Genomic DNA, 24,788 nt, shown 5'->3' with positions numbered 1-24,788 from the left:
ACCGGTGTTCAGCGCTCCCCCTCAGCTACTCAAGTTTGAGTATAACCCAGCTGCCGGGTGCTCCGGGCGAGTCCGGCTCGCCGGACATCGGGTACGCGCCCGCCTCCAGCCGCTCCAGCAGCCCCCGCGTCCACTCCGCGCCGCTGTCCGCCGTGTGCTCCCACAGCCCGAACAGCTCCCGCACGTGCGACGGGTCGGCCCGCGCCGCCGCCTCCTCGCGGGCCTCGTCCCGCCGCGCCTCCAGGGCGGCCAGCCGTTCGCGCAGCAGCGCCACCGCGTCCTCGCGGGTCAGCGACGGCAGCATCGCCAGCCCGGCGGCCAGCGTGTCCGGCCGGGTCTCCGGGCGGCGCAGCGCGTCGCGCAGCAGCCGCTGGAACTCCTGCTCGCCCTTGGCGGTCAGGGTGTAGTCGGTGCGGGCGGGCGGCACCGTCTCGTCGGTCAGGCAGCCGTCCTTGGTGAGCTGCTTGAGCGCGTGGTAGAGCGAACCCCACTTGACGTTGGCCCACTCCCCCGCCCGCCAGGACATCAGGTCGTTGCCGATCAGGTAGCCGTGTGCGCGGCCGTACCCGCGCACCACCCCGAGGACCAGCAACCTCGTCGCCGACATCGTGTTCCTGTCCCGCCGAATCCGGTTTCCGCGATCAGGGTAGGCGGGCGAGGATGTCCGGGTGACCCCCGCCGTGATCTCCGACGACCAGCGGCGCGCCCGGCTGGGCGCGCGCCATCTTCTCGCCGCGCCCGCGCCGACCGTGCGCGAGGTCGCCGACGCGCTCGTCGGGCTGCACGCCTCCGACCCCGCCTCGGTGTTCCTGTCCGCGCGCGCCCGCCTGACCGAACCGTCCGTCCAGGCCGTGGAGGACGCGCTCTACCGGGACCGCACGCTGGTGCGGCTGCTGTGCATGCGGCGGACCATGTTCGTCGTCACCGCCGAGTCCGCCCCGGTGGTCGACGCCGCCGCCGCGCGGCAGATCGCCGCCAAGGAACGCGTCGGGCTGCTGAAGTACCTCGCCGACGGCGTCGGCTGGGACGCCGCCCGGCTCGCCGAGGTCGAGCGGGCCGTGCTCGCCGCGCTCGCCGCCCGGGGCACGGCCACCGCCGTCGAGCTGGGCCAGGACGTGCCCGCGCTGCTGGAGCAGGTGGTGCTCTCCCCCGGCAAGCCCTACGAGGTGCGGCAGAACGTGTCCAGCCGGGTCCTGCGGGTGCTCGCCGCCGACGGGCTGCTGCGCCGCGGCCGGCCGCGCGGCACGTGGATCAGTAGCCAGTTCCGGTGGGAGCCCGGCACGCCGTGGCCCGCGATGGACGTGTCCCGGGCCCAGGCCGAGCTGGTCCGGCGGTGGCTGGCCCGCTACGGCCCCGGCACCGAGGCCGACCTGAAGTGGTGGACCGGCTGGACGCTCGGCGCGGTCCGCAAGGCGCTGGCCGAGGTCGGCGCGGAGCAGGTCGCCCTGGCCGGCGGCACCGGGTACGTGCTGCCCGGCGACCTCGACGCGCCCGAGCCGGCCCCGTGGGTGGCGCTGCTGCCCGCCCTGGACCCGACCGCGATGGGCTGGCAGGCCCGGGACTGGTACCTCGCCCCGGACCTGCGGCCCGCGCTGTTCGACTACTCGGGCAACGTCGGCCCCACCGTCTGGGTGGACGGCGCCGTGGTCGGCGGGTGGGCGCAGCGCAAGGACGGCGAGGTCGTCTGGCGCCCCCTGCTCGACGTGGGCCGCGAGGCCACCGACGCGATCGACCGCGAAGCGGCCCGGCTGGCCGAGTGGACCGACGGGATCCGCGTGCTCTCGCGGTTCCCCGCACCTCTGGAGAAGGAGCTGATCCGGTGATCGGCCTGCGCCCGCTGGACGACGACGGCCTGGAACGACTGCTCGCGCTCGCCGCGACCGACGCCGACCCGGCGGACGTGATGCCGCCGGGCTGGCGACCCGACCGCGCCGAGGAGTTCCGCGACTTCTACCGGGGCTTCCGGCAGCACGCCTACGAGATCACCGAGGGCGACCGCACCCTCGGCATGATCCGGCTGACCGACACCGGCGAGACCGGCCTGTGGGTGGCCCGCTCGGCGCGCGGCCGCGGCGTCGGGCTGACCGCGCTGTGCAAGGTCGTGACGAAGGCCACCGGCCGGGGGATCGCCACCGTCCACGCCGAGACGACCACCGGCAACACCGGCGCCCTGACCGTGCTGCGCCGGGTCGGCGCGGCGCTCACCGTGACCGGCGAGCGGGTGCACGCCGAGATCCGGGTTCCCCACGAGCCCGCCACGGACCTCGCCGACCCGGCCCGCCTGGTGGTCGAGTACCTGGACTTCTACCGCGACACCCTGCTGCGCAAGCTCGACGGCATGTCCGAGCACGACCTGCGGACCAGCCGGGTGCCCTCGGGCTGGACCCCACTGGCCCTGGTCAAGCACCTGGCGTACGTGGAGCTGCGCTGGCTGCGGTGGTGCTTCGCGGGCGAGGAGGTCGAGCACCCGCGCGGCAACCCGGACGTGCGCGACGCCGAGTGGGTGCTGGAGGAGGGCGACACCTTCGAGACCGTCACGGCGTTCTACCGCGAGCAGTGCGAGCGGTCCCGAAAGATCGCGGCCGCCGCCGACCTCGCCGACGTGGCGGTGTCGTGGGAGGCGGACGCGATCCCCCGGCCCACGCTGGCCTGGATCCTGTTCCACCTGGTGCAGGAGTACGCCCGGCACCTGGGCCAGCTCGACGTGGTGCGCGAGCTCAGCGACGGGGTGGTCGGCGCGTAGCCCGCCCGACCACGACGGTCGCGTCCACCTCCGCCGACCGGCGCACCGCGGCGTCGAACCCGGCCGCCCGGAACGCCGCGAGCGTGCCGGGCGCGAGCCGTTCGCCGGTCTCCACCAGCAGCGCGCCGCCGGGCGCGAGCCACGCCGGGGCGTCGGCGACCACCCGGCGCTGCACGGCCAGCCCGTCGTGGCCGCCGTCCAGCGCGACCAGCGGTTCGTGGTCGCGGGCCTCCGGCGGCATGGTGCCGATCACCGACGTCGGCACGTACGGCGCGTTGGCCACCACCACGTCCAGCCGCCCGCGCAGCCGGTCGGGCAGCGCCGCGAACAGGTCGCCCTCGAACACCCGGTCCGGGTCGACGTTGCGCCGCGCGCACCGCACCGCGGCCGGGTCGACGTCGGCCGCGTAGAGCCGCACCGCCGACTCGGCGACCAGCGCCGCGCCCACCGCGCCGGACCCGCAGCACAGGTCCACCACCACCGCGCCGGGCCACACCTCGGCGACCGCGCACTCCACCAGGAACCCGGTCCGCCGGCGCGGCACGAACACGCCCGGCTCGACCGCGACCCGCAGCCCGCGGAACTCCGCCCACCCGAGCACCTGCTCCAGCGGCAGGCCCGCGACCCGGCGGTCCACCAGCTCGGCCAGCGGGACCGGGCCCGCGGACTCCAGCAGCAACCGGGCCTCGTCCTCGGCGAACACGCACCCGGCGGCCCTCAGCCGCGCGACCACCAACGGGAAATCATCACCGGACAAGAGAACGCCTTTCGCACATCCACGGCGTCCCCGACGCTCAGCGCAACCCCGGCGTCGAGAGGGACGACCCGACCGTCACCACGGAAATGGGTCTCACCTCCCCGCACTCGGATCCGACAGGCCCGCGGACCTTATCCCACCGGCCCGATCCCACCGGCCGGCCCCTACCCGACCGACCGGGCGATCGTCGCCTCGATCCCGTCCGAGAGCACCCCCAGCCCCACCGTGAAGTTCCACTCGGCGTCCCGCTCCAGGTAGGGCGTGCAGTCGTCGGCGGCGGGCGGGTCGACCTCGCCGATCCACGTCGACAGCGGGAACCGCTCGGCCAGCCCGTCGGCGAACTCCGCCAGCAGCGGCGAGCGGGCGAACCACCACTCCTCGTCGGACACGCCGGTCTCGCGCGCCGCCTGCCGGGCGTCGGCGATCACCCCGGCCGCGCCGCGCACGAACTGGGTGACCGCGCCGACCACCCCGCGCAGCACCGACGGCGCCAGGCCCGTGCCGCGCAGGACCCGCAGCAGCGTCTCCAGCATCGCGAACTCATTGGGCCCGAGCACCGGCCGTGCCTGCGAGACCTGCAACACCCACGGGTGCTCCAGGTAGAAGGCGCGCACGTCGGCCGCCCACGCCGCCAGCGCCGGCCGCCACCCCTCCGCCGACGGGTACTCCCCCGGCAGCTGCCCCAGGACCTTGTCGTACATCAGGTCGACCAGCTCGGCCTTGTTCGGCACGTAGGTGTAGAGCGCCATCGCCGTGCGCCCGAGCCGCTCGCCCACCGCGCGCATGGACAGCGCCGCCATGCCGTGCTCGTCGGCGACCGCGATCGCGGCGTCCACGATGGCGTCGACGGTGAGCCCGGGTCTGGGCCCCGGGCGGGTCCCACCGTCCCCGGCCGACCGCCACAGCAGCGACATCGACCGGCGCGCGTCCCCTTGTCCGGCGAACACCACCACTTGCCACTCCTTACGCCATAAACTAACCTATCCGGGACTTTACGGCATAAACAAACCAGGGGGAAGCAAGACATGGGCACCGCCGCCGACAGCCACGACGTGATCGAAGTCCGGGGCGCACGCGAGAACAACCTCAAGGACATCAGCGTCGACATCCCCAAGCGCCGGCTCACCGTCTTCACCGGCGTCTCCGGCTCCGGCAAGTCGTCGCTCGTGTTCGGCACCATCGCCGCCGAGTCGCAGCGCCTGATCAACGAGACCTACACCGCGTTCGTCCAGTCCTTCATGCCCAGCCTCGGCCGCCCCGACGTCGACGGCCTGCGCAACCTCAGCGCCGCCATCGTCGTCGACCAGGAACGCATGGGAGCCAACTCCCGCAGCACCGTCGGCACCGCCACCGACGCCCACACCATGCTGCGCATCCTGTTCAGCCGCCTCGGCACGCCGCACGTCGGCACCTCCGGCGCGTTCAGCTTCAACCTGCCCGAGGGCATGTGCCCCGAGTGCGAAGGGCTCGGCCGGATCTCCACCATCGACGTGGACGAGCTGGTCGACCGCACCAAGTCGCTCAACGAGGGCGCGATCACGGTTCCCGGCTTCACGCCGGACAACTGGTACGTGCAGGTCTACGCCAACTCCGGGTTCGTCGACCCCGACACCAAGCTCCAGGACTACACCGACCAGCAGTGGGCCGACTTCCTGCACAAGGAGAACACCAAGGTCAAGATCGGCAAGAACAGCCTCAGCTACGAAGGGCTCGTGGTCAAGGTCCAGCGCCTCTACCTCGGCAAGGACCGCGAATCCCTCCAGCCCCACATCCGCGCCTTCGTCGACCGGGCCGTCACCTTCGCCCCCTGCCCCTCCTGCGGCGGCGCGCGCCTCAACCAGGCCGCCCTGGCCTCCCGCATCGGCGACGCCAACATCGCCGACTGCTCGGCCATGCAGATCAGCGACCTCGCCGCCTGGGTCGCCAAGATCGAGGACGACTCGGTCGCCCCGATGATCGCGGGCCTGCGCGACACCCTGGACTCCCTGGTCGAGATCGGCCTGGGCTACCTCAGCCTCGACCGCCAGTCCGCCACCCTCTCCGGCGGCGAGGCCCAGCGCGTCAAGATGGTCCGCCACCTCGGCAGCGCCCTCACCGACGTCACCTACGTCTTCGACGAACCCACCGTCGGCCTGCACCCGCACGACATCCAGCGGATGAACGACCTGCTCCTGCGCCTGCGCGACAAGGGCAACACCGTCCTGGTGGTCGAGCACAAGCCCGAGACCATCGAGATCGCCGACCACGTCGTGGACCTCGGCCCCGGCGCGGGCCGCGGTGGCGGCGAGATCTGCTTCACCGGCGACGTCGCCGCCCTGCGCGCCTCCGACACCCTCACCGGCCGCCACCTCGACCACCGCGCCCGGCTGCGCACCGAGACCCGCACCCCCACCGGGCAGCTCGCCATCACCGGCGCCACCCTGCACAACCTGCACAACGTCTCGGTCGACATCCCGCTGGGCGTGCTCACCGTCGTCACCGGCGTCGCCGGCTCCGGCAAGAGCTCGCTCATCCACGGCTCCCTGGCCACCCGCGCCGACGTCGTCACCGTCGACCAGTCGCCCATCCGCGGCTCCCGGCGCAGCAACCCGGCCACCTACACCGGCCTGCTCGACCACGTCCGCACGGCGTTCGCCAAGGCCAACGGCGTCAAGGCCGCCCTGTTCAGCGCCAACTCCGAAGGCGCCTGCCCCCGGTGCAAGGGCCTGGGCGTCATCTACACCGACCTCGCCATGATGGCCGGCGTCGCCACCACCTGCGAGGAGTGCGGCGGCAAGCGGTTCACCGCCGAGGTCCTCGGCCACCGGCTGCGCGGCAAGGACATCAGCGAGGTGCTCGCCATGCCCGTCGCCGAAGCCCGCGACTTCTTCACCGAGAAGCAGGCCAAGGCCGTCCTGGACCGCCTGGTCGACGTCGGCCTGGGCTACCTGTCCCTCGGCCAGCCGCTCACCACCCTGTCCGGCGGCGAGCGCCAGCGCCTCAAGCTCGCCATCCACATGGGCGAGAAGGCCTCCACCTACGTCCTGGACGAGCCCACCACCGGGCTGCACCTGGCCGACGTCGACAAGCTGCTCGCCCTGCTCGACCGGCTCGTGGACGACGGCAACACCGTCATCGTCATCGAGCACCACCAGGCCGTGATGGCCCACGCCGACTGGATCATCGACCTCGGCCCCGGCGCCGGCCACGACGGCGGCCGGATCGTGTTCACCGGCTCGCCCGCCGACCTCGTCGCCGACGCCGATACCCTCACCGCCCGACACCTGCGCGCCTACGTGACCCGCCCCTGACCGGACCCGTGAGGAACCCCCAGCCCGTGCCGCTCCTGCACGTCACCGCCGTCCACCCGGTCACCCCGCACGTCCTGCGCGTGCGGTTCACCGGGGACGGCCTCGACGACTTCACCACCTGGCCCGACCAGCAGCTCAAGCTCCTGTTCCCCAAGCCCGGCCACCCGGTCCCCGACCTGGTGACCGCGCGCGGCGACAAGTACGGCATGAGCTGGTACCAGGCCTACCGCGCCCTCCCCGAGGCCGAGCGCCCGTGGATGCGCAGCTACACCGTCCGCGAGCACCACCCGGACACCGGCGAGATCGACGTCGACTTCGTGCTGCACGCCGACGCCGGCCCCGCCACCCGCTGGGCCCGCACCGCGAAACCCGGCGACACCCTGGGCCGCTACGGCCCGTCGGCGGTCTACCGGCGGCCACTGGCCAAGCACGACTGGCTGCTCCTCGCGGGCGACGAGACCGCGATCCCGGCGATCGCGAGCCACCTCGCCGCACTCCCCGCCGGCGCGCACGTCATCGCATACGTCGAAGTCGGCGGCCCGGCCGAACAGCAGCGGCTGGACACCGCCGCCACCCTCGACCTGCACTGGGTGCACCGCGCCGCCGTGCCGCCCGGCCGCGGCACGGCCCTGCTCGACGCCGTGCGCGCCGCCGACCTGCCCGCCGGCAGCGGGTACGCCTGGCTGGCCGGCGAGGCGGACGCCGTCCGCGCGCTGCGCCGCCACCTGCTCGACGACCGGGGCCTGGACAAGCGCCGGATCGAGTTCACCGGCTACTGGCGGCTCGCCCTCACCCAGGACGACCCGCCCACCGACGACGACCTCGCCGAAGCCCAGGAGCGCGTCGCCGCCGACTGACCGGCACTGCTGCCGGCACCGGCTGACCGGCCGCCGCGTCCGCACCCCCGACCCGGGGTGCGGACGTGGGGCGTCAGGCCGCCTTCGGGAAATCCTTGCGCTTGATCTTCGCCCGCCGCCCGTCCGGGTGGTGGAACACGATCCCCTCCGCCAGGTTCCCCGGCGAGAACCGGCTCTCCAGACCCGCCAGGTAGGCGGCCAGCTCGCGGTAGCCGCGCGGCGCCTGCTCGTACACCGGCGCGGCCACGTCGAACGGCACGCACAGGTGGTCGGCCAGCCCGAGCGGGTTGCCCTGGATGCGCGGCCCGAGCGCCTCGCACGAGTGCTCGCCGTCCGCCCAGCCGGTCACGTCGGTGTTGCCGGCCGCCGCGAGGACCCACTTGTCGTCGGCGGCGTCGGGCGAGGTGTCGACGTACCAGCCGTCCACGATCCCGAGCAGCTTCTGCTCCTTGCCCGGGTTGCGCCGCTTCTCGACCCGCACCAGGTGCCCGGAGCGCACGGTCAGCCGCACGTTGGTCCCGTCCAGCTTCTCGGTGCCCACACCCTCGCCGGCGAAGACCCACGCGCACTCGGCACGCGGCCGGTCCACGACGCGGAACCGGTCGTCCCGCTCGAACAACGTGGGGATCTTCTCCATCGCAGGTCTGCCTCTCACCGCTCGGTCGATCAGTTCGACGTGGGTAACGGCACCGGAGGCGAGCACCCCGGCCAACGACCGGACCAGTTCGGCGACCGGCACGCCCGCGTCCGCCGCGGCGTGCTTGAGCGCCCGCTTCTCCTCCGGGGAGATCCAGGCGACCAGCCGGGACCACCCTTCGGGCGGTGTCCAGCGGGCCAGGCGTTCCGGGTCCTTGCGGGGCCTGCCCCGACCTCTGCCGTCGTCCACGGCCCGAACCATACGGCGGTTGTGCCAGTTGGCAAAACAGATATTCAGGCCTGTCCTGGCTGGCTCGTGGTCTTACGGGGCTGATCACCGGAGTGAATGATTGATTTTATTCCACACTGAAGTCATCATGATCAATGGCGGAATACGTCGTGGTCCGTGCCGGACGACCTGGGCGTGGGGTAGGTTTTTCGGCGGGAGGCGCTCATGGCCGGAGGTTCGACCCAGCCGGGGCGCGGGGTGATGGCCAAGGCGCTGGACGTGCTCTCCGCGTTCGACGGCTCCCGCGACGGCCTCCCGCTCGGCGAGCTGTCCCGGCGCTGTGGCCTGCCGCTGTCGACCACCCGGCGGCTCGCCGCCGACCTCGTCGCGGAGGAAGTGCTCGAACGCCTCCCCGACCGCCGGTACGTGGTGGGGCGCAGGCTCTGGCAACTCGGCCTGCTGGCCCGGGTGCAGGGCGACCTGCGGGACGTGGCGCTGCCGTTCCTCCAAGACCTGTACGAGGCGACGCGGGAGAACGTGCACCTGGCGGTGCGCGACGGTGACGCGGCGCTCTACCTGGAACGCCTGCACGGCCGGGCGTCCGTGCCGCTGGTGAGCCGCCCCGGCGGCCGGCTGCCGCTGCACGCCACCGGGGTCGGCAAGGTGCTGCTGGCGCACTCGCCCCCGGAGGTGGTGGCCGAGGTGGTCGCGGGCGCGGCGAAGGTGACCCCGTACACGATCACCGAACCGGGTCGGCTGGTGCGCGAACTGGGCGAGGTGCGGCGGCGCGGCTACGCGCGGACCGTCCAGGAGATGACGCTGGGCACGTGCTCGGTGGCGGTGCCCGTGGTCGACGCCGAGGGCGCGGTGGTGGCGTCGATCGGCCTGGTGATGGCGACCCGGAAGGACCCGACCCGCCACCTGGCCCCGCTGCGCGTCGCGGCCGGCGGCATCTCCCGCGCCCTGCGCTGACCCCGCTCCCCCGGTCCGTCGCCCCACCGCCCGCGCGGCACGCTTCGCCGTGCCGGAAGGGCCGTCCGCGCGCGGGCCGGGACGGTCGCGTTCGCGGACCGGGCTGATCGCGTGGCGGGATCGCGGCCGGGGTTCGCGAACCGGGAAGTCTGCCACTGAGTGGCACCGGAAGCTGTTCGTGGCCGATCTTCTGCACCACCCTTCTCCCATGCGCACACAGGTCGCCATCGTCGGCGCCGGGCCGGCCGGGTTGTTGCTGTCCCACTTGCTGTCGTTGCGGGGTGTGGACTCGGTCGTGGTGGAGAACCGCTCGCGGGCCTACGTCGAGGCCCGGATCCGGGCCGGGGTGCTGGAGCAGGACACGGTGGACCTGCTGGTGGCCTCCGGGCTCGGCGACCGGTTGCGCGAGCACGGGATGCGGCACGACGGCATCCACCTCCAGTGGCCGGGCGAGCGGCACCGGATCGACTTCCGGGCGCTCACCGGGCGGTCGGTGTGGATCTACGGGCAGACCGAGGTGGTCAAGGACCTGCTCGGGGTGCGCGGCGACGACGTGTGGTTCGAGGTGACCGACACCGCGCTGCACGACGTGGACACCGACCGGCCACGGCTGTCCTTCGTGGACGCCGAGGGCACGCCCCGGGTGGTCCAGGCCGACGTGGTCGTGGGCGCGGACGGGTTCCACGGGGTAAGCCGGCCGACCATCCCGGCGGGGCGCGCGTGGGAGCGCGAGTACCCGTACGCGTGGCTGGGGATCCTGGCCGAGGTGCCGCCGTCGACCGACGAGCTGATCTACGCGTGGCACCCGCGCGGGTTCGCGATGCACAGCATGAGGTCGCCGCGGTTGAGCCGGCTGTACCTCCAGGTGGCACCGGGCGAGCGGGTGGAGGACTGGTCCGACGACCGGATCTGGGACGAGCTCGGGGTGCGGCTGGGCCTGGACGGGTGGTCCCTGGGGACGGGGCCGATCGTGGACAAGGGCGTCACGCCGATGCGCAGCTTCGTCAGCACGCCGATGCGGCACGGTCGGCTGTTCCTGGTCGGCGACGCGGCGCACATCGTGCCGCCGACCGGCGCGAAGGGGCTGAACCTGGCGGTGGCCGACGTCGCGGTGCTGACCGAGGCGCTGGGCGCGTTCTTCGCCGAGGGGCGGACGGACCTGCTCGACGGGTACGAGGACCGGGCGCTGCGCCGGGTCTGGCGGTGCACGCACTTCTCGTGGTGGATGACGTCGATGCTGCACACTTCGGGCGACGAGTTGGACCAGCAGCTGCAACTGGCCCAACTGGCTTACGTCTGCTCCTCGGAGGCTGCCGCGACGAGCCTCGCCGAGAACTACGTCGGGCTCCCCCACGACACCGGCCACACCGCCTGACCCACCGCGCCGGTCGACGCCCCGAACCGCAGGACCCCACAGCGGACGGCCGCCCACCGCGCGGCGGAGTCGGACCGCCTCGCCGCGGTGGGCGGGCCGTCGTGACGACGGGCCGGGGTGCGGGTGGTCGGGGTGCGGGTGGTCGGGGTGCGGGTGGTCGGGGTGCGGGTGGTCGGGGTGCGGGTCAGGGCAGGGTGGTGACGGTGCCGCGGGTGCCGTCCACGCGGATGCGGTCGCCGGTGCGGATGCGGGTGGTGGCGTTGCCGCAGCCGACGACGGCCGGGATGCCGAGTTCGCGGGCCACGATCGCGGCGTGCGAGAGCGGCGCGCCGATGTCGGTGACCACCGCCGCCACGCGCGGGAACAGCGGGGTCCAGCCGATGTTGGTCACCGTCGTCACCAGGATCTCGCCGGGGCGCAGGGCGTCGCCGTCGTCCACGGTCGCGAGCACCCTGGCCACGCCCTCGGCCACGCCGGCCGAGCCGGGGAAGCCGGACACCCCGTCGCCGGCCGGTGCGGCCGAGGGCGCGTGGACGTCGGTGCGGCGGTCCGGGTCGGCGGCCCACGACTCCGGGTCGAAGCGGCCGAGGATCACCGTCGGGTAGCGCGGCAGGGCCCGGTAGCGGTGGTGGGCGGCGCGGCGGGCCGGGATGGCGGTGGCCGGCGCGGGGTCGCCGGCCAGCACCGCGAGGGTTTCGGGCAGGGCCAAGAAGAACGCGTCGTGGCCGGTCAGCTCGCTGGCCCGGACCAGGAACGCGCGCAGCACCGCGAACCCGCGCACCATCTCCGAGCGGGCGCGTTCGCGGGCCCGGGTGGACTCGGCGAGCGCGGCCAGCCGGCGCCGCAGGGCGGCGGCCCGAGCGGGGTGGCCCGCGACCAGCCGCCGCCAGGCGCCCTCCCGGGCGGCGGCCTGCCCGGCCAGCAGGTCGTGCGGGTCGGGGCCGGTGTCGGCGAGCCGGCGGTCCAGCCAGGTCGGGTCCTCGGCGGGCCGGGGCACCGACACCTCGAACTCGTCGGCGAACCGGTGGCCCCAGTCGCGCAGGTAGCTCTCGCGGTCGAGTTCGCCGCGGCGCAGCCGGGACAGCGCGAGCAGCGGGCCGAGGCTGGCCAGTTCGCCGGACGTGCCGTGCGCGCCGGTCAGCAGCGCGGTGGCGTCGCGCTCCCCCACCAGGCGGTCGAGGGTGCGGCGCAGCTTCGCGTTCGCGCCCAGGCCGATCCGCGCGCCGGCGTCGTAGACCCGGATCTCGTCGTGCAGCAGGCGCCGCACGTCCGAGGTCCAGAGGGCGCGCAGGTCGGCGGCCGTCGCCGTGGCGGCGATGCGGGCCCGCAGGTCTTCGGCGCGGGCGGGCGCGGCGGCGAGCAGGCCGCCGATGCGCCGCTTGTGGTCGCGGTTCTCCTTGAGGAACGGGCCGATCGCGGCGACCGCGGCGCGCAGCGTCGCCACCCGGGACAGCGGGAGCCGGGGCACCTCGACGCCCTCCGGGAGGCGGCCGAACACGTGCTCGGCGAGCCGGCGCATGAGCCGGCCGAGGCCGAGCGCGGTGCCCACGGCCAGGGCGGCGCTGATGTTGAGGTAGAACCGGCCGCCGATGTTGCCGGTCGTGGGGTGCCCGGCGATCGGCGGCTGGCCCAGGGCCTGGGCGATCGACCAGGTGGCCGGGGTCATCACGCTCGGCACGGCTTCGCCGAGGTTGGCGCACGTCCACAGGTAGTCGCCGCGCAGGCTGTCGTTCCAGACCTCGGGCAGGGCGGTCACCGGCCGGGCCTGCAGGATCGCGAACCGGCCGTCGTGGCGCGCCCACTCGACGTCGACCGGGCCGCCGTGCAGCCGCTGGATGCGCGCGCCGAGCCGGGCGAGTTCGAGCACCTGCGCCTCGTCGAGCAGGTCGCCCGTCGACCTCACGACGCCCTGGCGCACGACGTGGGACTCGGGGGTCACCTCGCCGCCGACCAGGGCCTCGCCGAGGCCGGGTGCGGCGTTGACGACGGTCTCGTCCCGGGCGCCGGTGACCGGGTTCGCGGTGAACAGGACGCCGGCGGCGTCGGCGGGCACGAGGCGCTGCACGACGACGGCCATGGCGGTCTCGGTGATGCCGTTGCGGGCGCGGTACCGCACGGCGCGGTCGGTCCGCAGCGACGCCCAGCAGCGCCGCACGGCGTCGACCACGTCCGGGCCGCGCACGTCGAGGAAGGTGTCGTGCTGGCCGGCGAACGACAGGTCCGGCAGGTCTTCGGCGGTGGCCGAGGAGCGCACGGCCAGCGGCCCCTCGGGCAGGGCGGCCAGGATCGCCGCCTCGACCTCGGGCGGCATCTCCCGGCCCTCGTCGGCGAGCCGGTAGGCGTGCGTGGTGACGTGGAAGCCGTCGGGCACCGGCAGGCCGGCCCGGACGAGCCGGGCCAGCGACGCGCCCTTGCCGCCGACGAGGTCGGGTTCGGCCGCCGGATCGGCCAGCGGCAGTACGAGTGGTGGTTCCCCCATGCGCCGATCCTGGCACGTTCCCGCTGAGAGCCCGCTCAGGTCGCGTTGTCCCGCACGGGGTCCGGCGCTGGGTGTGCCCCGGCGCGCGGGAGCGAGCCCGCGCGCCGGGGAGGTTCACAGGCCGGCGGTGAACAGCAGGCGGTTGACCGTGCCGCCGGTCGTGCCGCCGCTGACCACGTTGGGCGTGGCGTTGGTGGTGAGCCAGTTGTGCACGGTCGCCGACGGCTGGTCGCCGTAGCGGGACTTGTAGAGCGCGGCGACGCCGGCGACGTGCGGGGTGGCCATGGAGGTGCCGCTCATGGAGCCGGTGGCCCCGGTGCGCAGGGTGGAGATGATCGCGCTGCCGGGCGCGTAGAGGTCGACGCAGGACCCGGTGCTGGAGAACGACGAGCGGGCGTCGGTGCGTTCCGTGGAGGCCACCACGCTCGCGGTCTCCACCTTGCGGGGCAGCCGGTCGCAGGAGTTGCCGCCGGTGTTGCCCGCCGAGGTGGCCAGGAAGACCCCGGAGGCGATCATGTTCCGGATCGCGGTCTCCAGGCTCGCGGTGGCCGGGTAGTTCCAGGAGGTGTTGGCCACGGCGGGTTTCTGGGCGTTGCGGGTGACCCAGTCGACCGCGCCGATCGCGGCGCTGGTGGTGGTGCTGCCGGCGCAGTTCATCATCTTCACGCCGTGCAGCCGGACGCCCTTGGCCACGCCGTAGGTCTGGGAGCCGATGGTGCCGGCGACGTGCGTGCCGTGACCCTGGCAGTCGGTGTTGTTGGTGTCGATGGCGTTGTGGTCGAACGTGGCGCGGCCGCCGTAGTCGGGGTGGCTGGGCGTGATGCCGGTGTCGATGATGTAGGCGTGCACGCCCGCGCCGGTGGCGGTGTAGGTGTAGCTGGCAGACAAGGGCAGGTTCTTCTGGTCGACGCGGTCGATGCCCCACGACGGCGGGCTGGGCTGGGTGGTGTCGAGGGCGTCGGTGACGAGCAGGTCCTGCTCGATGAGCCGCACGGCCGGGTCGCGGCTGAGCTTGCGCAGTTGGTTCGGGGTGAGGGTGGCGGCGAACCCGGTGAACGCGGAGTCGTACACGCGGGTCGGGGTGACGCCGGCCGCGGCGGCCGCGGCGGTGGCGCTGCGGGACTGCCGGTTCAGGGTGACGATGTAGCTGCCGGGGATGGGGGTGGCGGTCGCGGTGGCCGCCGGGCTGACGATCGGCGCCTGGTGCGGTGCTGCGGAGGCGACGCCCGCGGTGAGGCCGGCCGTCGTGGCGACGGCGGCGAGCACGGCGAGGGACGTGAGGGGAGGACGCACGGTCCGGCTCCTTCGGCGAGGCTCGCCCGAGCGCGCCCCGACGCAGGGTTGACGGGGCGGACAGGCACTCGAACGAGCCGCAACACAGCAGCCTGACCAGCAGTTATGCCATGGTCAACGGGGTTCGGTCGAATGGCCGCCGGGCTGGTCACGCTCAGTGGGCAAAACCGGCGACGGGCGCGGAGCGGACCCTTCTTGTGGCGGCTTGGCGGCGGCCGACCGGGTCAGGGCGACGCCGAGCAGCACCACCGCCATGCCGGCCACGATCCGGGGCGTGAGCGGCTCGCCGAGCACGAGCGCGCCGAGGCCGACCGACACGACGGGCAGCAGGTAGCCGACGGTGGCCGCGCTGGTGGCGCCCTCCTCCTCGATGATCCGGTAGTTGAGCACGAAGGTGAACCCGGTGCCGAACACGCCGAGGATCACGACGGCGACCAGCGCGGTGGCGTTGGGGTGGGCGGGCCCGGACAGCGGCAGGCCGAGCGCGCTCAGGCCGGTGGCGGCCGCCATTTGGCCGGCCGAGATCGCCATCGGCCCGGCCCGGCCGACCAGCGTGCGCCCCATGTAGGTGAACGCGACGGCGTAGCTGGCGGCCGCGCCGAGCAGGGCGAGCGCGCCCCAGCTCGCCAGGCCGTCCCGCTGCCAGGGCGCGAAGATCAGCACGACCCCGGCGAAGCCGAGGACCAGGCCGCCGACCCGGGCCGGGGTGAGCCGGGGCTCGGTGCGCAGGGCCAGTCCGATGAGCACCGACCACAGCGGGGTGGTGGCGTTGAGGACGCCGGCGACGCCGGAGTCCACGGTCTGCTGGCCGATGCCGAACAGCACGAACGGCAGGGCGTTGCAGAACAGCGCCGCGACGACCAGGTGCCCCCAGGTCGCCTGGTCGCGCGGCAGCTTCTGGCGGCCGAACCCGGCGAGCACGAGCAGCACGGCGGTGCCCAGCGCGCAGCGGATCACGGTGATCTGGACCGGGGTCAGGCCGGTGAGGGCGAGTTCGATCCACAGGAACACCGACCCCCACAGCAGGGCCAGCAGTCCCATCCGCACCACGGAACGGTTCAGCACGGCTCCACCGTGCCCCACGAATCATGTTAAGAACAGTGAAGGCTTGTTCACCTGCGTTAAGCTCTGCTTCATGGTCGAGGATGGGGTCATGCGGATCGTCTCCCTGCTGCCCGCCGCCACCGACCTGGTCGCCGAACTGGGGTTCGCCGACGCGCTGGTCGGCCGGACCCACGAGTGCGACTGGCCGGCGTCGGTGGCGTCGGTGCCGGTGGTCACCTCGACCGGGATCGACCAGGACCGGATGGGCAGCCGGGAGATCTCGGCGGCGGTGCGCGGCGGGCCGGCGCACCGGGGCTCCTCGCTCTACGGGCTGGACGAGGCGCTGCTCGCGCGGCTCGCGCCCGACCTGGTGCTGACCCAGGACCTGTGCGAGGTGTGCGCGGTGTCCTACCGGCGGGTGTCCGAGGCGGTCCGGGTGCTCGACGCCGGGCCCCGGGTGCTCAGCCTGGAACCGTCCACCGTGGACGAGGTGCTGGACTGCCTGCGCCGGGTCGGCGAGGTGCTGGGCGTGCCGGCGGTCGCGGCCCGGCGCGAGGCGGCGCTGCGGGAGCGGTGGGCGGCGGTGGGCGCGGCGGTGGCCGGGCGGCCCCGGCCCCGGGTGGTGGCGATCGAGTGGCTGGACCCGGTGTGGCCGGCCGGGCACTGGGTGCCCGAGCAGATCGCGTGCGCCGGCGGCGAGCCGCTGCTGGCCGCGCCCGGCGAGCACACCTCGGCGGTGGACTGGCGGGCCGTCCTCGACGCCCGGCCGGACGTGGTGCTGGTGCTGCCGTGCGGGTTCCCGCCGGACCGCACCGAGGCGGAGCTGACCGTGCTGACCTCGCGGCCGGGGTGGGCGGAGCTGGGCGCGCCGACGTGGGTGCTCGACGGTCCGTCGTACTTCAACCGGCCCGGCCCGCGTGTGGTGCGCGGCGCGGAGGTGCTGGCGCACGTGCTGCACGGCGTGTCGGTCGGCGCGCCCGTCGACCGCTCGCAGGCCCGCCGGGTGCGGTGACGCGAAAGGCGGCCCGCCGCGAACGACGGGCCGCCTCCCGGGCGGTCAGCGGGTGTGGACCATGAGGGTGTCCACGCCGTGCACGATGGACGCCGCGCGGAACGACGGGCGGTCCTCGGCGAAGCGCAGGTCCGGGAACCGGCGCAGCAGCGCGGGGTAGGCGGCGCGCAGCTCCATCCGGGCCAGCTCCGCGCCGACGCAGCGGTGCGCCCCGTAGCCGAACGCCAGGTGCGCCGAGACCTTGCGGGCCGCGTCGAACTCCAGCCGGTCGAGCCCCTCGCGGTTGGCGGCGGCCAGCGAGACCACCACCACGTCGCCCTCGCCGATCTCGGTGTCGGCGATCACCAGGTCGCGCTTGGCGAACCGGGGGAACGCCACCTGCACCACGCTCAGGTGCCGCAGCAGCTCCTCCACCACCGGGGCCACGGCCCGGTCGTCGTCCTTCACCGCGGCCCGCGCGGCCGGGTCGCTCATCAGCACGATCGCGCCCAGCGCCAGCATGCTCGCGGTGGTGTCGAACCCGCCGGTGAGCACGCCGTCGGCCAGGCCCGCCAGCTCCTCGTCGGTGACCTCGTCGCCGTGCTCGCGGATGATCATGCCGAGCAGGCCCTCACCGGGCTCGCGGCGTTCCCGGCGGACGATCTGCTCCATGTACTTCAGCGACTCGGAGATCGCGCCCAGCGCCGAGTTCGCGCCGCCGAACAGGTCGAACCGGGCCGCCGCCAGCTCCTGGAACCGGTCGCGGTCGGCGTAGGGCACGCCGAGCAGCTCGCAGATCGTCAGCGACGGGATCGGCAGCGCGAACTCCCGGACCAGGTCCACCGGCCCGTCCGCGGCGGCCATCGCGTCCAGCCGCTCGGTGACGATCTCGTCGATGCGGGGCACCAGCCGGGACAGCCGGCGCATGGTGAACTCGGGCGTGAGCAGCTTGCGCAGCCGGGTGTGGTCGGGCGGGTCGGCGAACCCGAGGCCGCCCGGCGTCTGCTCGATGCCGACCGCCGCGCCCAGCCGCGCGTAGTCGTTGCTGAACGCATCTGTGTCGGAAAGCACTTTTTTGGCCTCGGGTTGGCCCGTGACCAACCACACCTTCACGCCGAACGGCATCGGCAGCCGGTGGATCGGGCCGGCCTCCCGCATCCGCTCCAACTCGGCCGCCGGGACGAGCCCGTCCCGCTTCAACGGGACCAGCGCACCGTCCGGGAGCAGCGACAACGCGCGCGAACCGATCCTGCCCATGAGCCACCGCGTGACCGAACGCCGTGCGACCCACGCCACCAAGCCGTCGCGCACGGACGCCATAGTCGCCATTCCACACCCCTCTTCCCCCGGTTGATCTGATCGACGGTAACCGTACGTACGGGTGAGCAGCATCGCGCCACAGGCGGATTGACACGTCAGGCCGGGTGAGGCGACGATCGGCAATCGCGCCCGCATCGGGGGAAGCCGGTCGAAATCCGGCGCTGACCCGCAACGGTAGGCCCCCTCATCGGGGCGAGCCCGACCACCCTGCGTGCGCGTGAAGCTCCCGACACCCGTCGAGGTCACCGGGTCGGAGCCTGGGGAGGTCGGTCACGGCTGTCCGGGGTCCGCCGCGCGCGCCCCGACCGCTGGAAAGGCCGGCCATGCCGTTGAGAAGGACCGCCGTCGCAGTCGCCGTCGCGCTGTCCGCGCTCGTCGCGGCCCCCGCCGCGCAGGCCGCGCCGGTCACCACGAAGTCACCGGCCGAAGCCGCCGCGGGCTGGCTGTCGGGCCGGCTCGTGGCCGGCGAGCGGATGGAGACCGAGTTCAACGGCGTCGCCTACCCCGACCACGGGCTGACCATCGACGCCCTGCTGGCCTTCGACGCGGCCGGCGTCGCGCAGGCCGGCGCCGGCAAGGCGTTGTCCTGGCTGACCGCGCCCGCGAACGTGGCCGCCTACACCACCGACCCGTCCGCCTCGAAGTACGCCGGGGCGCACGCGAAGCTCGCCCTGGCCGTGCTCGCCCAGGGCGGCGACCCGACCAGCGTCGGCGGCGTCGACCTGATCGCCGGGCTCACCGCGCTGCGGACCGCGTCGGGCCGGTTCGCCGACCAGTCCCAGTGGGGCGACTACAGCAACACCTTCACCCAGTCGCTCGCGGTGATCACGCTCGCCCGGCACGGTGACGCCCCGGCGAACGCGGTGACCTTCCTGGCCGGCACCGCGTGCCCGGACGGCGGGTTCCCGCTCGACATCGGCAAGCCCACCTGCACCGCGCAGGCCGACGCCACCGGCATGGCCGTGCAGGCGCTGCTCGCCGCCGGCAACACCGACACCGCCGGCGACACCGTCACCGACACCGCGATCGCCGCCGCGGCCAAGGGCTTGGACTGGCTCGTCAAGCGGCAGGACCCCGCCGACGGCGGCTTCGGCGACGACGCCCAAGGCGGCCCGGGTGCGGCCTCCAACGCCAACAGCACCGGGCTGGCCGCGCAGGCGCTGCGGGTCGGCGGGCGCACGGCCGCCGCCGACAAGGCCGCCGGCTACCTGGCCGGTCTCCAGGTCGGCTGCGGTGACCCCGCAGCGGGCGCGATCGCCTTGGACGCCAAGGGTTTCAACCCCGCCATCGCGGTCCGCGTCACGAGCCAGGCCGTGCTCGGCCTGGTCGGCACCGGACTCGCCGAGATCTCCTCGGCCGGTGACAAGCCCGCCGCGCCCGTCCTGGAGTGCGCCGAGCCCACGACGACCACCACCGAACCCACCACGACGACCACGACCGCCCCGCCCGTCGAGGACACCACCACCACGACGACCACGACGACGACCACGCCGGCCGCCGGGTTCGTCGTGACCGGCTCGGGCACCCTGGCCCGCACCGGCGTCGAGGCCGGCCCGGCGGTGCTGCTGGGCGCGCTGCTCGTCCTGACCGGCGGGCTCGCGCTGGTCGTGGCGCGCCGGCGGGCCGCGGCGGTGCGGCGGTGACCGGCGCGACCCGGTCCACGTCGTGAGGACCGCCACCAGGATCGCCGCCCTGTCCGCCGCCGCCGTGCTCGCCGTACTGGGCGTGGCACTGCCCGCCCCGGCGGCGGCCGCCGACTGCTCCGGCGTGACCGTGGTCGTCGACTTCCGCGCGCTCGGCGGCGGGGTGCGCACCGGCTGCGCCCCCGGCGACCCGGCCAGCGGCCTGGCGGCCCTGGGCGCGGCCGGGTTCGGCTACCAGTTCGCGAGCCGGTCCGCCGGGTTCGTCTGCCGGATCGACAACGTGCCCACGTCCGACCCGTGCGTGAACCCCGCGCCCACCGACGCCTACTGGTCGTACTGGCGCGGCGAGCCGGGCGGCTCGTGGGGGTACAGCGACACCGGCGCGGCCGCCCACGACCCCGCGCCCGGCGGCGTCGAGGGCTGGGCGTTCGGCGCGGGCGGCCGGCCCGGCATCGCACCACCCGCACCCGCCCGCCCCGAACCGCCCGCGCCCCAGCCGGAACCACGCCCGGCCCAGCCCGGCACCCCCGCCCCACCGGGGCAGCCCGCACAACCCGGCCAACCGGCCCAGCCACCCCCACCGGCACAGCCGGGCCCGCCGACCACGACCACCGGCGACCCCGCCACCACCACAGCGAGCACCACGGCCGGCACCACCTCGACGACCGCGGGCACGTCCACGACCGCGTCGGACCGACCGACCGGCGGCGCGACCACGGCCGGCACCACCCCCGTCGCCGACCAGAGCCCGACCCCCGGCGGCACCACCGGACTCGTCGTCGGCATCGCGGTGATCGCCGTGCTCGCCGGCCTCGGCCTGTGGACCGCGCGCCGCCGACGCGCCGAGTGAGCGGGACCCGCGGCCGCGCGCTGCACCCCGGCGCGTGGTGGCTGTGGGCGGTGGCGCTCGCCGTCGTCGCCGGCCGCACCACCAACCCGCTGCTGCTCGGCCTGGTGATCGCCGTCGCCGGCCTGGTCGCCGTCACCTGCCGCGACGACACGCCGTGGGCGGACTCCTACGGCGTGTTCCTCAAGTTCGGGCTCGTCGTGATCGCCGTCCGGGTGCTGTTCCACGTCGTGCTCGGCGGCGTCGGCGGACCCACCACCCTGCTCACCCTGCCCGAGGTGCCGCTGCCCGGCTGGGCGAGCGGCATCCGGCTCGGCGGCCCGGTCACCGCCGAAGGGCTGGTGTTCGCGCTGTGCCAGGGCCTCCAGCTGGCCACCCTGCTGTGCTGCGTCGGCGCGGCCAACGCCCTGGCCAACGCCAAACGCCTGCTCCGCTCGCTGCCCGCCGCGCTCTACGAGGTCAGCGTCGCCGTCGTGGTCGCGATGACCGTCGCCCCGCAACTGGTGGCCTCCGCCCGCTCGGTGCGGCGGGCCCGCACCCTGCGCGGCGACGCCCCGCGCGGCGTGCGCGCGGTCAAGGTCCTGATGGCCCCGGTGCTGGAGGACGCCTTCGAACGGTCCCTGGTGCTGGCCGCCGCCATGGACTCGCGCGGCTACGGCCGCAACGCCGGCCTGCCCGCGTCCGCCCGGATCCTCACCGGCGCGCTCGTCCTGGGCGGCCTGGCCGGGCTGTGCGTCGGCGCCTACGGCCTGCTCGACAGCACCGCGCCCGCCCTGGTCGGCGCGCCCGTGCTGGCCCTGGGCGCGGCCCTCGCCGTGGCCGGCCTGTGGACCGGGTCCCGGCGGGTCCGGCGCAGCCGCTACCGGCCCGACACGTGGGGACCGCGCGAACTGCTCGTCGTCGCCGCCGGAGCGGCCGCCGCCCTGGCCACCCTGCTCGCCCCGGCGCACCTCGGCGGCGACGCGCTGACCCCGGCCACCGTGCCGCTGACGGCACCGGCCCTCCCGCCGCTGCCCGCGCTCGGCCTGCTCTGCGCGCTCGCGCCCGTGCTGATCGCCCAACGGAAGAAACCATGATCCGGTTCGAGAACGTCACCGTCACCTACCCCGACGCGCCCGCGCCCACCCTGTCCGGGGTGGACCTGCACGTCCCGGAAGGCGAGTTCTGCCTGGTCGTCGGCCGCACCGGAGCGGGCAAGTCGACCCTGCTGCGGGCGGTCAACGGCCTGGTCCCGCACTTCACCGGCGGCACCCTCACCGGCCGCGTCCTGGTCGACGGCCGCGACACGGCCACCCACCCGCCGCGCGAGCTCGCCGACGTCGTCGGCCTGGTCACCCAGGACCCGCAGGCCGGGTTCGTCACCGACTCCGTCGAGGACGAACTCGCCTACTCGATGGAATCGCTCGGCCTGCCCAACCCGGTGATGCGCAAGCGCGTCGAGGAGACCCTCGACCTGCTCGGCCTCGCCGACCTGCGCGACCGGCCCCTGACCACGCTCTCCGGCGGCCAGCAGCAGCGCGTCGCCGTCGGCGCGGCCCTCACCGCCCACCCCCGCGTGCTGGTCCTCGACGAACCCACCTCCGCGCTGGACCCCGGCGCGGCCGAGGACGTGCTCGCCGCCCTGCACCGCCTCGTCCACGACCTCGGCATGACCGTCCTGGTCGCCGAACACCGCCTGGAACGCGTCGCCCAGTACGCCGACCGGGTCGTCTGGCTGCCCGGCGACCGGCCGCCCGTCGCTGGCGACCCCGGCACCGTCCTGGCCGACGCCCCGGTCGCCCCGCCGGTCGTCCGGCTGGCCCGACTCGCCGGCTGGCACCCCGTCCCGGTCTCCATCCGCGACGCCCGCCGCCTCGCCGCACCCCTGCGCGACCGGCTCGGCGACCCCGACCCGATGCCCGCTCCAGTGCCAACCCCCGCGCCCGCCGCCAACCCCGGCCCGGACCTCCTGCACTCCCACGACCTGCGCGTCCGCTACGGCGGCGTCGACGCCCTGCGCGGCGTCACCCTCCGCGTCGGCGCGGGCGAACGCGTCGCCGTCATGGGCCGCAACGGCAGCGGCAAGTCCAGCCTGCTGTGGGCGCTGCAAGGCACCGGCAAGCGCTCCGGCGGCACCGTCACCATCGACGGCACCGACCCCGCCCGCCTCAAACCCGCACCCCGCAGGCAAGCCGTCGGGCTGGTCCCCCAACAGCCCGCCGACCTGCTCTACCTGCACACCGTCAGCGCCGAGTGCGACCAGGCCGACCGCGAGTCCGGCCGCCCCGCCGGCACCTGCCGCGACCTGCTCGACCGGCTCGCACCCGCCATCCCCGGCGACCGGCACCCCCGCGACCTGTCCGAGGGCCAACGCCTCGCGCTCGTTCTCGCCGTCGCGCTGACCCCGCGCCCCCGCGCCGTGCTGCTCGACGAACCCACCCGCGGCCTCGACTACCCCGCCAAGACCCGCCTCGCCGACGCCCTGCGCTCCCTCGCCGACGACGGCCACGCCATCGTGCTGGCCACCCACGACGTGGAGTTCGTCGCCGAGTACGCCACCCGCGTCGTCGTGCTGGCCGACGGCGAGACCGTCGCCGACGGCCCGACCCGCGACGTCGTCACCGCCTCCCCCACCTTCTCCCCGCAGGTCGCCAAGATCCTCGGCCGGTGGCTCACCGTCGCCGACGTCGCCACCGCCCTGGCCGGCCGATGACCGCCCCCGTCCGGCTGCGCCCCCGCGCCACCCTCGCCCTGGCCGCGTCCGGGATCATCGGCGTCGCCGCGTTCGGCTGGCCGCTGCTGGTCGACCCCGCCGCCGGCATCGCCCACGGCACCGACGCCCCCTGGACCTTCGCGCTGCTGCTCCCGCTGGTGCTGGCCGTCGTGCTGGCCGAGATCAGCGAAGGCGGCATGGACGCCAAGGCCATCGCCATGCTCGGCGTGCTCTCCGCGCTCGGCGCGGCGATCCGGCCGCTCGGCGCGGGCACCGCCGGCATCGAGACCGTGTTCTTCCTGCTCGTCCTCGGCGGCCGGGTGTTCGGTCCGGGCTTCGGGTTCGTCCTGGGCAACACGATGCTGTTCGCCTCCGCGCTGCTGACCGGCGGCATCGGACCGTGGCTGCCCTACCAGATGCTCGCCGCCGCCTGGGTCGCCCTCGGCGCGGGCCTGCTCCCCCGGCTGACCGGCCGCGCCGAACTCGCCCTGCTCGCCGGCTACGCCGCCCTAGCGTCCCTGCTCTACGGTCTGCTGCTGAACCTGTCGTTCTGGCCGTTCGCGCTCTCCGCCGGCAGCACCGGCCTGTCGTTCCAGCCCGGCGGCGCCCTCCTCGACAACCTCGTGCGGCTCGTCGCGTTCAGCCTCGCCACCTCGCTGGGCTGGGACATCGGCCGCGCCGTCACCACCACCGTCCTGGTCCTGGTCACCGGCCCCGTCCTGCTGCGCACCCTGCGCCGCGCCGCCCGCAAAGCCGCCTTCCAGACCGCCTTGACGAAGGGTGGTCAAGATCAGTCTGTGACGACCGACCGGTGAACCGACCCGGGCTGGATCGTGGACCCCACCCCGGTCGAGTGCGGCCGGTCCCGCCCGACGGTCAAACGCTCCGAACTGGCCGGCCGGGCCAACTGCGACCACGAACCCCGCCCGCCGTCAAAAGCCGACTGAACCTGATCAGCCCACCACGAACGGCAGCCGCTCGGCGATCCCGCCCAACGCCGCCACCTCCGCGTCCGTCGGCCCGCGACGGCCGGTGCCGACCAGCAGGACGTCCCGGTCGGGCAACGACGCCGGGAACGTGACACCGGCGATCCGCTCCAGCGCCGACCGGGCCGCGGCGAGCGCCCGCTCCGACGGGCCCGCCGCCGACGGACGGTGCGCGACCAGGTCCAGGTGGTGCAACGTCCACTCCAGCACGTACGCCGACAGGTAGTCGGCCACCGTCAGCACCTCGTCCCGCGTGCCGACCCGGACGACCGGATCCGCGAGCGCCGCCGCGCGCCCGGCCGCCGACCCCACGTCGTCCAAGTGGAACTTGAGCAACGCCGGGTCGCCGTAGGCCGCCGCCAGCCGGGGGATCAACGCGTCCAACGGATCGTCGCCGGTCGGCGGCGCGACCAGGTTCCAGTACGTCACCGCGTCCACGGTCGGCTCCGCGTCGACCGGCGTGGCCAGCGTGATCAGCACGTCCTGCGCGTCGATCACCAGGTGGCACACCAGGTCCCGCACCAGCCACCCGGCGCAGCCCGACGGCGCGCCGAAGTCCTCGTCCGGGGTCTCGGCCACCGCCGTCAGCAACGCCGCCCACGAGTCCGCGAAAAGATCCACCACGGCACCGTAT

The 24,788-nt window shown here is 74.6% G+C and carries 21 protein-coding genes, 1 pseudogene and 1 riboswitch; of the genes and pseudogenes, 13 read left to right on the top strand and 9 right to left on the bottom strand.

Features of this window, described 5'->3' with window-relative positions:
• Positions 1–25: 25 nt before the first annotated feature.
• Positions 26–607, bottom strand: a complete 582-nt coding sequence (locus BN6_RS20220; RefSeq protein WP_015101577.1) for a PadR family transcriptional regulator — start codon at positions 605–607, stop codon at positions 26–28.
• A gap of 61 nt (positions 608–668) precedes the next feature.
• Between BN6_RS20220 and BN6_RS20215 the strand changes: the two genes are divergently transcribed.
• Together BN6_RS20215 and BN6_RS47935 are read left to right on the top strand one after the other, a co-directional pair.
• Positions 669–1,823 (top strand): winged helix DNA-binding domain-containing protein, encoded by a 1,155-nt coding sequence (locus BN6_RS20215; protein WP_015101576.1) that lies wholly within the window; start codon positions 669–671, stop codon positions 1,821–1,823.
• Positions 1,820–2,743: a GNAT family N-acetyltransferase gene (locus BN6_RS47935; RefSeq protein ID WP_197540290.1), complete on the top strand. Its 924-nt coding sequence runs from the start codon at positions 1,820–1,822 to the stop codon at positions 2,741–2,743. The genes BN6_RS20215 and BN6_RS47935 overlap by 4 nt, the downstream gene beginning before the upstream one ends.
• Here the strand turns inward: BN6_RS47935 and BN6_RS20205 are convergent.
• Entirely contained in the window at positions 2,718–3,500 is a 783-nt protein-coding gene (locus BN6_RS20205; protein WP_041313383.1) for a putative protein N(5)-glutamine methyltransferase, read from the bottom strand. The genes BN6_RS47935 and BN6_RS20205 overlap by 26 nt on opposite strands.
• Before the next feature lie 164 nt (positions 3,501–3,664).
• The gene (locus BN6_RS20200; protein WP_015101573.1) at positions 3,665–4,453 is read right to left on the bottom strand and encodes a TetR/AcrR family transcriptional regulator; all 789 of its coding nucleotides are present in this window, start codon (positions 4,451–4,453) and stop codon (positions 3,665–3,667) included.
• 72 nt (positions 4,454–4,525) lie between these two features.
• Between BN6_RS20200 and BN6_RS20195 the strand changes: the two genes are divergently transcribed.
• Positions 4,526–6,790: an ATP-binding cassette domain-containing protein gene (locus BN6_RS20195; RefSeq protein WP_015101572.1), complete on the top strand. Its 2,265-nt coding sequence runs from the start codon at positions 4,526–4,528 to the stop codon at positions 6,788–6,790.
• 26 nt (positions 6,791–6,816) lie between these two features.
• The gene (locus tag BN6_RS20190) at positions 6,817–7,647 is read left to right on the top strand and encodes a siderophore-interacting protein (protein ID WP_231905350.1); all 831 of its coding nucleotides are present in this window, start codon (positions 6,817–6,819) and stop codon (positions 7,645–7,647) included.
• A 73-nt stretch (positions 7,648–7,720) separates the two neighbouring features.
• On the opposite strand, the gene BN6_RS20185 is transcribed toward BN6_RS20190, so the two are convergent.
• Complete coding sequence (locus tag BN6_RS20185; protein ID WP_197540289.1) at positions 7,721–8,533, bottom strand: RNA ligase family protein; 813 nt, start codon at positions 8,531–8,533, stop codon at positions 7,721–7,723.
• 204 nt (positions 8,534–8,737) lie between these two features.
• Here BN6_RS20185 and BN6_RS20180 point away from each other — a divergent pair, with 204 nt between their 5' ends.
• Complete coding sequence (locus BN6_RS20180; RefSeq protein WP_015101569.1) at positions 8,738–9,484, top strand: IclR family transcriptional regulator; 747 nt, start codon at positions 8,738–8,740, stop codon at positions 9,482–9,484.
• 208 nt (positions 9,485–9,692) lie between these two features.
• Complete coding sequence (locus tag BN6_RS20175; RefSeq protein WP_015101568.1) at positions 9,693–10,859, top strand: 4-hydroxybenzoate 3-monooxygenase; 1,167 nt, start codon at positions 9,693–9,695, stop codon at positions 10,857–10,859.
• A 184-nt stretch (positions 10,860–11,043) separates the two neighbouring features.
• On the opposite strand, the gene BN6_RS20170 is transcribed toward BN6_RS20175, so the two are convergent.
• The 3 genes from BN6_RS20170 to BN6_RS20160 form a co-directional block, all read right to left on the bottom strand.
• Positions 11,044–13,338 carry a PEP/pyruvate-binding domain-containing protein gene (locus BN6_RS20170; RefSeq protein WP_015101567.1) on the bottom strand — a complete coding sequence of 765 codons (2,295 nt, stop codon included), beginning with the start codon at positions 13,336–13,338 and terminating at the stop codon, positions 11,044–11,046.
• A 114-nt stretch (positions 13,339–13,452) separates the two neighbouring features.
• Positions 13,453–14,631: a S8 family peptidase gene (locus tag BN6_RS20165; protein ID WP_015101566.1), complete on the bottom strand. Its 1,179-nt coding sequence runs from the start codon at positions 14,629–14,631 to the stop codon at positions 13,453–13,455.
• Positions 14,632–14,745: 114 nt separating this feature from the next.
• Positions 14,746–15,672 carry a DMT family transporter gene (locus BN6_RS20160; RefSeq protein ID WP_041317487.1) on the bottom strand — a complete coding sequence of 309 codons (927 nt, stop codon included), beginning with the start codon at positions 15,670–15,672 and terminating at the stop codon, positions 14,746–14,748.
• Between the two features lie 94 nt (positions 15,673–15,766).
• Between BN6_RS20160 and BN6_RS20155 the strand changes: the two genes are divergently transcribed.
• Positions 15,767–16,687, top strand: coding sequence for a cobalamin-binding protein (locus BN6_RS20155; RefSeq protein WP_231905349.1), 921 nt, complete (start codon positions 15,767–15,769; stop codon positions 16,685–16,687).
• A gap of 45 nt (positions 16,688–16,732) precedes the next feature.
• Here the strand turns inward: BN6_RS20155 and BN6_RS20150 are convergent, their stop codons facing one another.
• Positions 16,733–17,986, bottom strand: coding sequence for a cytochrome P450 (locus tag BN6_RS20150; RefSeq protein WP_041313377.1), 1,254 nt, complete (start codon positions 17,984–17,986; stop codon positions 16,733–16,735).
• A 137-nt stretch (positions 17,987–18,123) separates the two neighbouring features.
• Positions 18,124–18,194: riboswitch (cobalamin riboswitch) on the top strand.
• Between the two features lie 115 nt (positions 18,195–18,309).
• On the opposite strand from BN6_RS20150, the gene BN6_RS20145 reads away from it, so the two are divergent.
• The 6 genes and pseudogenes from BN6_RS20145 to BN6_RS50400 all read left to right on the top strand — a co-directional run.
• Positions 18,310–19,629 carry a prenyltransferase/squalene oxidase repeat-containing protein gene (locus BN6_RS20145; RefSeq protein WP_015101562.1) on the top strand — a complete coding sequence of 440 codons (1,320 nt, stop codon included), beginning with the start codon at positions 18,310–18,312 and terminating at the stop codon, positions 19,627–19,629.
• A 22-nt stretch (positions 19,630–19,651) separates the two neighbouring features.
• A complete protein-coding gene (locus BN6_RS47930; protein ID WP_015101561.1) occupies positions 19,652–20,479 on the top strand; it encodes a hypothetical protein in 828 nt (275 codons plus the stop codon).
• The gene (locus tag BN6_RS20135; protein ID WP_015101560.1) at positions 20,476–21,552 is read left to right on the top strand and encodes a CbiQ family ECF transporter T component; all 1,077 of its coding nucleotides are present in this window, start codon (positions 20,476–20,478) and stop codon (positions 21,550–21,552) included. Before BN6_RS47930 ends, BN6_RS20135 begins: the two co-directional genes overlap by 4 nt.
• Positions 21,549–23,168: an ABC transporter ATP-binding protein gene (locus BN6_RS20130; RefSeq protein ID WP_015101559.1), complete on the top strand. Its 1,620-nt coding sequence runs from the start codon at positions 21,549–21,551 to the stop codon at positions 23,166–23,168. The genes BN6_RS20135 and BN6_RS20130 overlap by 4 nt, the downstream gene beginning before the upstream one ends.
• Complete coding sequence (locus BN6_RS20125) at positions 23,165–23,983, top strand: ECF transporter S component (RefSeq protein ID WP_015101558.1); 819 nt, start codon at positions 23,165–23,167, stop codon at positions 23,981–23,983. The genes BN6_RS20130 and BN6_RS20125 overlap by 4 nt, the downstream gene beginning before the upstream one ends.
• Positions 23,984–24,073, top strand: a pseudogene (locus tag BN6_RS50400) (IS982 family transposase); the annotation flags it as partial.
• 48 nt (positions 24,074–24,121) lie between these two features.
• On the opposite strand, the gene BN6_RS20120 reads toward BN6_RS50400, so the two are convergent.
• A complete protein-coding gene (locus BN6_RS20120; RefSeq protein ID WP_041317478.1) occupies positions 24,122–24,775 on the bottom strand; it encodes a maleylpyruvate isomerase N-terminal domain-containing protein in 654 nt (217 codons plus the stop codon).
• Positions 24,776–24,788 lie beyond the last annotated feature (13 nt).

Origin of the sequence: Saccharothrix espanaensis DSM 44229 (genome assembly GCF_000328705.1) — a bacterium.
Lineage (GTDB): Bacteria > Actinomycetota > Actinomycetes > Mycobacteriales > Pseudonocardiaceae > Actinosynnema > Actinosynnema espanaense.
The sequence above is the reverse complement of the archived record's forward strand: the minus strand, read 5'-3'. Positions and strand labels throughout refer to the sequence as shown.